9 protein-coding genes and 1 other RNA gene are annotated in these 12,508 nt (G+C 27.0%); 9 read left to right on the forward strand and 1 reads right to left on the reverse strand.

The genetic code is table 11. The annotated features are described in order from the left end of the window. Positions 1 to 6 precede the first annotated feature (6 nt). Genes VLK81_RS05815 through VLK81_RS05830 form a run of 4 tightly spaced genes read left to right on the forward strand, consistent with a single transcriptional unit; the run spans position 7 to position 4,480 of the window. On the forward strand, positions 7 to 921 hold the full coding sequence (locus VLK81_RS05815; protein ID WP_324619717.1) for an ROK family protein: 915 nt from the start codon (positions 7 to 9) through the stop codon (positions 919 to 921). After that, entirely contained in the window at positions 914 to 1,600 is a 687-nt protein-coding gene (locus VLK81_RS05820) for a response regulator transcription factor (protein ID WP_324619718.1), read from the forward strand. The genes VLK81_RS05815 and VLK81_RS05820 overlap by 8 nt, the downstream gene beginning before the upstream one ends. Next, a complete protein-coding gene (locus VLK81_RS05825; protein ID WP_324619719.1) occupies positions 1,585 to 3,003 on the forward strand; it encodes a sensor histidine kinase in 1,419 nt (472 codons plus the stop codon). The genes VLK81_RS05820 and VLK81_RS05825 overlap by 16 nt, the downstream gene beginning before the upstream one ends. Continuing rightward, positions 2,990 to 4,480: a hypothetical protein gene (locus tag VLK81_RS05830; RefSeq protein WP_324619720.1), complete on the forward strand. Its 1,491-nt coding sequence runs from the start codon at positions 2,990 to 2,992 to the stop codon at positions 4,478 to 4,480. The genes VLK81_RS05825 and VLK81_RS05830 overlap by 14 nt, the downstream gene beginning before the upstream one ends. 97 nt (positions 4,481 to 4,577) lie before the next feature. Here the strand turns inward: VLK81_RS05830 and ssrA are convergent. Then, positions 4,578 to 4,927: a transfer-messenger RNA gene (ssrA, locus tag VLK81_RS05835) on the reverse strand. A gap of 160 nt (positions 4,928 to 5,087) precedes the next feature. Between ssrA and glgB the strand changes: the two genes are divergently transcribed. Genes glgB through VLK81_RS05860 form a run of 5 tightly spaced genes read left to right on the forward strand, consistent with a single transcriptional unit; the run spans position 5,088 to position 12,507 of the window. After that, positions 5,088 to 6,974 (forward strand): 1,4-alpha-glucan branching protein GlgB, encoded by a 1,887-nt coding sequence (glgB, locus tag VLK81_RS05840; protein WP_324619721.1) that lies wholly within the window; start codon positions 5,088 to 5,090, stop codon positions 6,972 to 6,974. After that, positions 6,964 to 8,103: a glucose-1-phosphate adenylyltransferase gene (locus VLK81_RS05845; protein WP_324619722.1), complete on the forward strand. Its 1,140-nt coding sequence runs from the start codon at positions 6,964 to 6,966 to the stop codon at positions 8,101 to 8,103. Before glgB ends, VLK81_RS05845 begins: the two co-directional genes overlap by 11 nt. Positions 8,104 to 8,106: 3 nt before the next feature. Next, positions 8,107 to 9,228 (forward strand): glucose-1-phosphate adenylyltransferase subunit GlgD, encoded by a 1,122-nt coding sequence (glgD, locus tag VLK81_RS05850; RefSeq protein ID WP_324619723.1) that lies wholly within the window; start codon positions 8,107 to 8,109, stop codon positions 9,226 to 9,228. Next, a complete protein-coding gene (glgA, locus tag VLK81_RS05855; protein ID WP_324619724.1) occupies positions 9,229 to 10,620 on the forward strand; it encodes a glycogen synthase GlgA in 1,392 nt (463 codons plus the stop codon). 24 nt (positions 10,621 to 10,644) lie between these two features. Then, positions 10,645 to 12,507, forward strand: a complete 1,863-nt coding sequence (locus VLK81_RS05860) for a glycogen/starch/alpha-glucan phosphorylase (protein WP_324619725.1) — start codon at positions 10,645 to 10,647, stop codon at positions 12,505 to 12,507. The last annotated feature ends 1 nt before the right edge of the window (position 12,508 follow it).

A 12,508-nucleotide genomic window follows, 5' to 3' on the forward strand; every position in this document is an offset into this window, starting at 1 on the left:
CACAATATGAGAAATGTTTTAGGGATTGATTTGGGCGGTACTAAAATAGCTGCTGGAATTGTTAATGAAAATGGAGAAATTCTTGAACATAAAATAATAAATACTAGGGCAAAAGACGGTAAGGACGCAGTGTTAAATAATATTGTCTCATTAATTGAGAAGTTAAGTAACGAAAAAACTGTAGGAGTTGGGATAACATCACCTGGATTTGTTAATACAGATACAGGATTTATTTCTTTTGCTGGAAATATTAGTGGATGGTCTGGAATTAATCTTAAGGAAGAGATATTGAAGTTAAAATATATAAAAAATTTAGTTGTAGAAAACGATGCGAATATGGCACTACTAGCTGAAGTATGGGAAGGATCTGCTAAAGGTTTTGATTCATCTGTTATGCTAACACTTGGAACTGGACTTGGTGGTGGTTTATATATTAAAAATACTGGAATAATCTTAGGTTCAAATTTCAAGGCTGGTGAATTAGGTCACACAATTTTATATCCTAATGGAAGAGAATGTAATTGCGGTCAAAAAGGATGTGCTGAAAGATATATTGCTGGTACGGCACTTGCTACAAATTATAATGAAATTACAGGAAAGGATCTGTGCTCAAAAGAAGTTATTGAATTAATTGATAGAGATTTAAATGCAGCCAAAGCATTAGATAAAATGATTTCTGATTTAGCGATTTTTATAACTACTATTTCCAATTTTATTGATCCAGAATTAGTTGTTTTAGGCGGAGGGTTCACAGACTCTAAAGATATATGGTGGGAAAAATTAATAGATTATTATAGGAAATACTCGAATTCAAAAGATAAACCTATATTAAAAACTGCTAAATTTAAAAATTTTGCTGGACTTATAGGAGTTGCTAAAGCTGTATTTGATAAAAGTCTAGGAGGTGAGAGAAATGAATAGAAAAATTCTTTTAATTGAAGATGAGATGAGTATAAGAAAATTTACAAAAATTAATCTAGAAAGAGAAGATTTTCAAGTATATGAAGCAGAAACTGGAGAAAAAGGAATAGAGATTTGTGATAGTGTAAATATAGATATTATTATTTTAGACATTATGCTTCCTGGGATAGATGGCTATGAAGTATGTAGAATAATAAGAAAAAAATACCCTAAAATAGGCATTATTATGTTAACTGCTAAAATGCAAGATGTTGATAAGATCATAGGACTTGAAGCTGGAACAGATGATTATATGATTAAACCATTTAATCCGAAAGAATTAATTTTAAGAATAAAATCTTTAATTAGAAGATTCAATCAGGAAGACGATGATGTTGAAACAGTTGAGGATGGACCTTTTAAACTTGATATTTATTCTAGATCTTTTTATAAAAATAATAAGGAAATTGAACTAACTCCAACTGAGCTTAGTTTAATTACGACTTTCATGATTAATCCTGGTAAAGCATTTTCAAGAAATGAGCTGTTAGACATTACCTGGGGAGAAGATTATGTTGGTGAATCAAAGATAGTTGATGTCAATATAAGAAGAATAAGAACTAAGATTGAAGATAATCCAAGCCATCCTGAATATCTTGAAACTGTTTGGGGAGTAGGTTATAGGTGGAAGCAAAAATAAAAAACAGCAAAAAGTCTATAAGAACTAAAATTATAAAAAAATATTTATTTTTGTTTATAATTTCAACTTTTATATTTGAATTGTTTTTAATATATTCTGTTAAATACTATTATTATTCAACAATTGAGGGACAACTAAGATCGGAAGCAAAGTATTCCCAAGAATTATATTTAAACTATTTAACAGATTATAGTCTATCTCAGGTTATTCTGGAAGATGCAAATCAGTTTTATAGACAAAACTCAGCTAGAGTCCAAATTTTAGACAATACTGGTTTAGTAATGTTAGACAATTCTGGAAAGCTGACTACTGGAACTACAATAAATAAATCTGATGTTGAAGAAAGTATGTTTGGACGAGAGGGTACTTTTATTGAAAAAGTTGATAGTGGCAAAATAATGTATTATTCCATGCCTCTTAAAAATAGAACTTCTCAAGTAGGAATAATTAGACTTAGTAGTTCCTTAAATATAATAGATAGTATTATTTATAAAAGAACATTAATATTTGTATTGTTTGGATTTATTTTAGTATTTATGATGATAGTTTTAAGTATATTGATTGCAAATTCTATTGTAAAACCTATTAATGACTTAACAAAGGTGGCAGAAAAGCTTGCAGAAGGTAAATTTGATGTAAGAAGTAAAAATTTTTCTGATGATGAAATTGGTGAACTCGCAAGGACAATGAATTTTATAACTGATAATATAAATGAGAAGGAAAAAATCAAAAATGATTTTATTTCATCTATTTCTCATGAGCTTAGGACTCCACTAACTTCAATTAAAGGCTGGGCAGTGACCCTTCAAGATTTAAGTACAGATGAAATTACTAAAGAAGGCTTGGATATAATTGAAAAAGAAAGCGACAGGCTTAAGGATATGGTTGACGAACTTCTTGATTTTTCAAGATTTACTTCAGGTAGAATCTCTTTGAACCTAGAATTTTTTAATGTTACGGATATTGTAAAACAAGTTCATAAGCAGCTTTTACCAAGAGCAAAAAATCAAAAAATTGATTTTATTTTAAATTATGATAATGAGGGTATTAGAGCTTATATAGATAAAAATAGATTCAGACAAGTTCTTATAAATCTAATTGATAATTCTTTAAAATTTACTGAAGCTGGAGGAGTTGTTTTAATTAATCTTTCAGAAAGCGAAGAAAATATTTTCCTACAAGTGATTGATACTGGAATTGGAATTGATTCAGAAGAAATAAGTTTAATAACTGGTAAATTTTATAAGGGTAAGAATTCTAACTCCCACACTGGTTTAGGACTATCAATATGCGAAGAAATTGTTAAACTTCATAAAGGAACTATGACTATTGAAAGTAAAATTAATGAAGGGACAAAAATCACAGTAAGTCTTCCAAAGGGGGAAGAAAATGAAAAAATATAAAATCTTTATTATTTTATTTTTAATTTTTCTTTTAAGCTCCTGTAAGTCAAATTCTAAAATTTTAGATCAAGTTAACTTGTCAGAATCTATAGTTAGCCCTAATGATAATAAATCACCTATAGAGGGAACTTATAAATTAACTTCTAAGATCTTTTTAGTTCAAAAAAATGAAGAGCTTGAAAAAAAATATAAAAACACAGACTTAATATATATATCTAATAATCTTGTCCAAATAGATGATAGATTTACAATATCACCAAGTTTTAAATCTAGATTTTTTAATTTTTTAGATTATACAAAATATAAACTTAATGATACTAAAATAAATGCATCTAACATTGATATTGATGGTACAATTTTGACAATTTCTGATGGACAATATTTTTATCAGGATATCTACTTAATAAATGAAAATAATATAACTCTTTTATATGATGGAATTTTATTTTCTTTCAAGAAAGTAAGCGAAGGTGTACCAAAAGATATAATTGATAAAGCTAACGAGATTGCAAATAATGAGGTTAATAATAATATAGAAAAAAATATTAGTGAATACCCATCTATATTAATTGGAGTAACTAGTCCAAAAAAAGATTCAAATGATAATCTAACTTATGTTTATAAAACATACTTTATTGAAATTAAAGATAAGAGTTATATAGATGTTGTAAATGTAGACGATATAATTTACCCAAGAGATCAGGGGTTTTGGAAAATCGGAATTGAACATAAGATGGGAAGTGACTCAAGTTTTGACCAGATTTATGCATTCCCATTAGCCCAAGGTGATAAAGTTACTAGTAGATATAATCTTGGAAACAAGAAAAATATTCAAATCTCTTTTATAGGAAAAGATTTCATAGGAATAGAAAATACAGAATACACTAGTTCAGATAAAACTTATGGATTATTTAATTATTCAAATATAGAAAATAATAAAAAGTCTAATATAATAGAAATAGCTGGAGAAGATGGATTAAAGGTAATGCAAGATGAAATTATTAAAAACCTACCAGAAAAAGTTGATAGTAAAAAGGTTGAAGAATTTTACGATCCAGAAAATATTGGTATTAGAAGAAATAATGGAAAATGGGAGTTTAAAACAAATATTATTATAAAGAAAGAAAATGGTGAAGCTATAATTAAAGATATAAAACTTCCTATTAATCCTATTATAGATATATTTAGTAATAATAAGCTAAGTATAACTTGGGAAAGTATAAAAAATAAGGTACCAGGAGCAATAGATGCTTATACTTCTATTGATGATAGACTTCTATTAGTTCAGAATTTAAATGAGTTATTAATTTACGAAATTGATAGGGGGGTTATTTCAAAAAAACACTTGGGATCAATTAAATTTGCAAAGGATGATAGAATAATCTCCTGTGTATTCTCATCACCAAAATCAAATAAACTTTGGAAAAATACATTAATATCTCAAAAGCCAATGCCAAAAATAATAATGGACGAATAATGAAAGCTAGCCTTAGAAATAGTTTAAGTAGGAATTTCAAACTATTAATAAGGTTAGCTTTTTATATTTTTTTAAATTGAAATTATTAAATAAATTATGGTGGAGGCGGTGAGAGTCGAACTCACGTCCGAAAATGCTTCACAGTTAGCTTCTACGAGTGTATTTAACTATAATTAATTCAGCAAAGACAATCTAGTTAAAGAGATAAGTCTTATGCCTAACTTTATAAAATGTTTCGATAGGCTCAAAGTTTTGCAAACCGAAATTGCCGCAATATAATGAGGCAAGAGAAAAGACTTGCGGAATCCTTTCTGTGCCGGCTGCAACTAGGCAGCTAATGCAAAATTATTATTATCTGCGTTTAAATTTAATTATCTAGTTTAACGTTCTAGATAAAACGACTCGCTACTAAAGGCTCTTCATCCCCGTCGAAACCATTTCGCCCCCTTAGGATTTAATTATAACAAATTATTAAATATTTGTAAAATATAATTAATTAATTTTAATTTTTATTAAGTATTTTATATATTTATTTACATATTTTTAACTATATTGTGGGTAATTTTAGCTTATAATCTGATATAATATATTAAAAGGGGGTACTATAATGAACTTTTATTATTCGAATAATTTAGAATTATATGCCCATATTTTTCACGAAGGAAAAAATTATAAATCCTATGAATTTTTAGGAGCACATTTTGTAGGAGATAATTTGGTTAGATTTATAGTTTGGGCAGACTCTTGTAAATATGTTAATTTAATTGGAGACTTTAATAATTGGGATGATTATTCTCTTCCATTAAAGAGAATATCTAACAGCGGACTTTGGGAAATTACTGTTGAAGGAGTAGCAGAATTTGATAAATATAAATATAGAATTGTATCGGAAACTGGAGAAGTTAGATATAAAACAGATCCTTATGGATTTTATTCAGAAATAAGACCAAAAACTGCTTCAAAAGTCTTTGAACTTAGAGGATATGAATGGAAAGATAAATCTTTTTTAAAAAATAGAAAAAAAATAGACTATCAATCTAGTCCAATTAATATCTATGAAATGAATTTATTATCATGGAAGAAAAAAGATGGACATGAAATTAATTATAATGAAATAAAGATTGAATTAGTTAAATATTTAAAAAAACTTAATTATAATTATGTGGAGTTTATGCCTTTAATGGAATATCCATTTGATGGCAGTTGGGGATATCAAACAACTGGATTTTTTAATCCTACATCTAGATTTGGAAATCCAAAAGAATTAATGAGCCTGATTGACTATCTTCATAGAAATGGTATAGGAGTTATCCTAGATTTTGTTTTTGTACATTTTGTTAAAGATGACCATGGGCTTAGATCTTTTGATGGAAAAGCACAATTTGAGTCAAGCGATAAGAATTTGGCTGAAAATTATGATTGGGGAACATTAAACTTTGATTTAAGCAAAAAAGAGGTTAGGAACTTTTTAATTTCTTCTGCACTTTACTGGCTAGATTATTATCATATAGACGGACTAAGATTAGATGCTGTTTCTTATAGTTTATATTATGATATTAAAAATTTAAATTATAATGAAGAATTAAAGAGCAATATAAATCCAAATGCTATTAGCTTTATTAAAGAATTTAATACAAAAGTAAAAGAATATTATCCTGATATTATGATTATTGCAGAAGAGTCATCATCTTATCCTAATATTTGTAAAAAAGTAGTTGATGGTGGCTTAGGGTTTGATTTTAAATGGAATATGGGCTGGATGAATGATATAATTAAATATATGAACATGGACCCATTATTTAGAAAAGATAATCATAAGGCTTTAACTTTTCCAATATATTATCAATATACAGAAAATTTTATTTTACCTTTTAGTCATGATGAGGTTGTTCATGCTAAAGGATCTATGCTTAATAAGATGTTTGGTAACTATGAGGATAGATTTAAACAGTTAAGATTATTATATACTTATTTTTACTCAGAACCTGGAAAGAAGCTTTTATTTATGGGTGGAGAATTTGCTCAATTTGACGAGTGGAACGAATTTAAAGAACTTACTTTTTCTATTCTTGAATATCCTTTACATAAAGGAGTATTTAATTTAGTTAAAGACTTAGGAAAGTTATATTTAAATTCAAGACCTTTATATGAGTTAGATAATGATCCAAGAGGATTCAATTGGCTTGATGTAAATAATGCCTTAGAGTCCACAATTGCTTTTGAAAGAGTTGATTTAGATGGAAATAAATTAATATGTATTTTTAATTTTACTCCTGTATATAGAAAAGATTATAAAGTTCAAGTAGATGAAGCTGGTAATTATTCAATACTAATAAATGCTAGTCATAAAAAATATGGTGGTAATGTAGAAAAAAATTCATGGTATAAAGCAATTAGACAAGATTTTAGATATAAAAAATATTATATAAATGTAAACTTAGAGCCATTTGGAGCTCTAATTATAGAAAAAAAGAGGGATAAAAATGAAAAGTAATAATAATATGTGTTGTATGCTGTTAGCAGGTGGACAAGGGTCAAGACTTAAAAATATGACAAAAGAGCTTGCTAAACCAGCAGTTCCTTTTGGAGGGAAATATAGAATAATTGACTTTGCTTTAAGTAATTCGACCAATTCTGATATTAGAGATATAGGAATTTTAACTCAATACAAACCATTTAAACTAAATGAACATATTGGTATAGGTTCTGCATGGGATTATAATAGAAATATCGGGGGCTTAAGAATTTTATCCCCTTATTCAACAGAATCAGGTGGCAGGTGGTATGAAGGAACTGCAAATGCAATTTTTGAAAACCTTGACTATCTCGATATGATCTCTCCTGATTATGTACTTATACTTTCAGGGGACCATATTTATAAAATGAATTACAATATACTCTTAGATTATCATAAGAGAAAAGCAGCTGATGTTACAATTCCTGTTATGACAGTTTTATGGGAGGATGCTTCAAGATTTGGAATTGTGAACACAGATGAGGATTTTAAAATTGAAGAGTTTGAAGAAAAACCAAAAAATCCAAAGAGTAATTTAGCTTCAATGGGTATCTACATTTTTAACTATCCTCTATTAAAAAAAGCTTTAATAGAAGATAATGAAGATGTAAACTCAGACCATGATTTTGGAAAAAACATCTTACCAAAACTTTTAAAAGAGGGAAGAAACCTTTATGTATGGAAATTTGATGGATATTGGAAAGATGTTGGTACAATTAGAAGTTACTGGGAAGCTAACCTTGATCTTTTAGATCCAAATAATAAGCTTGATTTATATGATGAAGATTGGAAAATTTATACAAAATCAGAAAATTTACCTCCACATTATATTTCAGATGATGCAAGTGTAAGTAAGACTCTAATAAATGAAGGCTGTGAAATTTGCGGTACTGTAGAAAATTCCGTACTTTTCTCTGGAGTTAAAATTGAAAAGGATGCTGTTGTGAAGAACTCAGTTATTCTTCCTTATGCAGAAATAGCAAGTGGTGCAAAAGTATATAATTCAGTTATATTAGAAAAAGTTAAAATATGTGAAGGAAAAATTGTTGGCAGTGAAGATAATAATAAAGTTAATCTAGTGTCAGAGGACGAAATTATAGAGGAGTAAAATATGGATAAATGTATTGGTGTTATAAATAGTGGACAAAACAAAGAAACTTATGGCGGATTATGTGACACAAGACCTGATTATATGTTACCTTATAGTGGTAGATATAGAATCATTGACTACTCTTTGTCAACTATGACTAATAATTCAATTCAAAATGTTGTTATATATGGAAAAGCTCATATTAGATCAACCCTTGATCACATAGGAAACGGTCAGCCATGGGAATTAAACCGAAAACGAAATGGTATCTTCATTTTTCCACCTATATATGAATCTTCTATAGCTAGAAATGAAATTAATTCTTACTATCAAACTTTAACATTTTATGAAGAATCAAGTGCTAATAATATTTTTATTGCAGATCCTATGACTATAACATCTTTAAATTTACGAACACCTTTTGATAAATTTATTGAAGAGGACCTAGATGTTTTATTTTTATATAAAAGCCAAGAAGATAAAGATGCCTTACTTTTACAAAGTCCTAAAATAACGTTAGATAAAAATGGAAGGTTATTTAATATTAGTATAAATCTAGGAACTCAAGATCGCTTCAATCTGTTTTTGGGAAAATATTTTATAAAAAAGGAGCTTTTTATTAAGATTATTAAAGAATCTGTTGAAAAAGGAGATTCTTCAACTCTTGTAGAAGCTATATTAAAGAGAATGGATAGTCTTAAAATTGGACTATATGAAGTTACCGATCATGTTGAAGTGATTAAAGATTTAAGAACTTACTTTTCTTCATCTATGAATTTATTAAATAGAGAGATCTTTAATAAGATTTATTCCAGAGAAAAAATGATTTATACAAAGTCAAAAGATGAACCATCAAGCTTATATAATCCTGGATGTAGGGTTACAAATTCACTTGTAGCCAATGGTTGTAAAATAAGCGGACAGGTCGAAAATTCTATAATATTTAGAGGAGTACAGATAGGTAAAAATTCTATTATTAGAAATAGTATATTGATGCAAGATACAGTAGTTGGAGAAAATTCCATACTTGTAAATGTGATAAGTGATAAATTTGTAAAAATAAAAAATGGAGTAACATTAGTTGGTTCAAATCAAGCACCATATGTGATAAGTAAGAATTCAATAATAGAAAGGTCTGAATAGATGAAAGTTTTTTATATATGCTCAGAGGCTACACCATTTATTAAAACCGGTGGATTAGCTGATATTGCTGGGTCACTTCCTAAAGAATTAAAAAGAAAAGATATTGATATAAGTGTAGTTATGCCTCTTTATTCCAAAATAAAATACAACTTAGAATATCAATTAGAATATATTGGATATTATTATGTAGATTTATCATTTAAGCATATTTATACTGGTGTATTTAAAACTGTGCATAATGGTGTTACTCATTATTTTATAGATAATGAAGATTATTTTAATAGGGATGGTCTGTATGGATATGATGATGATGGAGAAAGATTCGGCTACTTTTCAAAAGCTGTAACAGTTCTTTTTAAATATTTAAATCAAAAACCTGATATTGTTCATACTAATGATTGGCATACAGCTTTAATAAATCTTTTTGTTAGAGATTTTTCTAGAGGAGATAGTTTCTACTCTAATATTAAATTAATATATACTATCCATAATTTAAAATACCAAGGAATTTTTCCTAAAAGTTTATTATGGTTTTTAGGCTTGGATGAATCTTACTTTAATGAAGAAGAATTAAAATTTTATGATTCTATTAATCTTATGAAATGTGGAATTGTTTTTTCAGATAAGTTTAATACTGTTTCAGGAACTTACGCATTAGAAGTAAAACATGAATTTTATGGAGAAAATTTAGAAGGCATTATCAAAAAATACGATTTTAAATTTAGAGGAATTTTAAATGGTATTGACACAAGTTATTGGAATCCTGTTAATGATAAATTTATTTATCAGAACTATAGTTTAAAAACTATTGATAAAAAATCAATAAATAAACTTGAACTACAAAAAGAACTAGGTCTTAAAGAAGATGCTGAAACTCCAATGTTTACACTTATTAGTAGACTTGTAAGTATGAAGGGCTTAGATTTAATTGTAAGAGTAATAGATGAAATTCTTCAAGAAAATATTCAATTGGTAGTATTAGGTACAGGTGATAGAAAATTTGAGATGATTTTTAGACAGCTCTCTTACAGATATCCTGATAAATTGCGAGCTTTAATAAAATTTGACGAAGCTACCTCACATAGACTATATGCCGCTGCAGATTTTCTACTTATGCCATCAATAATCGAACCTTGCGGAGTTAGCCAGATGATAGCAATGAGATATGCTACTTTACCAATAGTTAGAGAAACAGGCGGATTAAAAGATACAGTAGTTCCATTTAATAAATATGACAATACTGGTAACGGATTTTCTTTCGAAAATATCAATGCTCATGAGCTTTTATTTACAATAAAATATGCGATTTCAATCTATAAAAAAGAAAGTTTTTATAAGTTAAGAGAAAATGCAATGAATACTGATTCTAGTTGGGCAAAAAAGAGCGGATGATTATATAAATATGTATAAAGTATTATGATAAGTTTTAATGATATATTATCAATAGATAATTCTTCTAATAAAAGTTATTCAATTGGTCAAGTATATAAGGCTATTAATAAATATATAGATTTAAATTATTTAAATATTGAAAACAAATTCAATAAAATAATTATTTCATTTGAATATATGCCTGATAAAATTTTAATGGCAAAAATTGAAGGACTAGAGATTGAAAAAGAAATTTCTCAAATTTTGAAAAATTATTCCTTAACTTTAAATGATTTATATAATTATGAAAAAGAATACGAGATAGGTCTTTCTGATATAGGCGATATGGCAAGTGCTGAATTTGAAGAAAAAAGCACTGATAAAAGCTGCCTTCTGTACGCTTTAAGATATAGGTCAGGAAATTTTTATCAAACACTTTCTGATGAGGGACAGGAAGAATTTTCAAGTTCATATTTAGATAGATGTAAATATTTAGAAAATGATGGTAGTATTTATAGTTTTAAAATTGCAAACAATAAGATAAAATCAGTTTCTAAGGAAGTTAGTTTATTTGGAAACAGAAGTAGCAAATTTGTTTTGTTTGATATAGAAAATAATGAAGCCAAAAGATATAATATTTTTAAAGATGATGTAGATAAGTATTATGAAAAAGAAATTTTTGCACAGTCTATTATTGAATTTTTGTATCCAAAAACTAGGCTAGAAAATGAAAAGAAAATAAAACTTTATCAAAAATATTTTTTCTTCAAATCAATTAGTTTAGATATAACTCAAAGATTAGAAAAAAAACAAATTCACTTAAATGACATATCTATATCTCTCTTTGGAGAAGATACGATATTATTTTTAGGTGTATTTTATAAGGAACTTATTAAATATGGATTAAAAGATAGTGAGATAATCAGTATTTTTAAAAATATTAATTTTTATATTTTTTATAATTCTTTTATGGATGTTGAAGAATATAATTTAGATTATATCAAAGAAGTCTGCTTTGAATTTTATGAGGATATAGTAGATTTTATAAATAAGCTTGATATTAAGGAACTCTTTACTTTTATTAGTATTATGAATAAATTAGAGCCTATGAATATATTCGGAACAGATAGATTAAGGAGAGTTCTTTCTTGTAATGTTTATGATTTAAAACAAGCTATTAAATATGTAAATAAAATGTATAAAAGAGGTTCTAAATGTAGGAATGAAAAATATATTTGCAAGTTTTTAATTTCTAAAAATATTTTAGATGAAAAAAAGATCGTATTAAACCCTAATCACATCTATGATATGTATTTTGAAGAATTTACAGAGTATAATAGGCAGATCCTTTTGCTTTTTTCTATCTTATATGATTATATGAAGTTAAAAGAAAACTCACACTTAGATTATGTTGCTACTGTTTATTTTTTATCTGGCAAGGCTCAGCTTGGATATTATTTTGCTAAGGAATTTTTAAAGCTTCTTTATGCTTCAATGGAGATGATTAATAAAGATCTTTCAATAAGAGATAAAATTAAAATTGTATTCCTTGAAAATTATTCTAGAAGTATGCTTAAACCATATTTAAAAGCTTGTGATATTTACGAAGATATTTCATTCGGTAAATTTAATTATTCTAAATTAAATAGATCTAAATTTGAATCTTTTGGTTCAAGAATTCTTAGTTTAAAAAGTCCATTAATTGCCAATCAAGATAATTCTCTTGAAAAGCTTTTTGAATTTTTAAGAAAAGATAGGTCATTAAAATTTAACTACAATATAGATGATTTTTTAGTATTAATATTAAATTATGGTGATGCTTATAAGATATTTAATGATTTTTCAAGTTATAAGAAGGCTAGAGAATTGATCTATTCAGAAATTAAAGAAATGAGAAGGATTAAATAGT

This window comes from Citroniella saccharovorans, from assembly GCF_035481615.1.
GTDB classification, from domain to species: Bacteria; Bacillota; Clostridia; order Tissierellales; family Peptoniphilaceae; genus Citroniella; species Citroniella saccharovorans.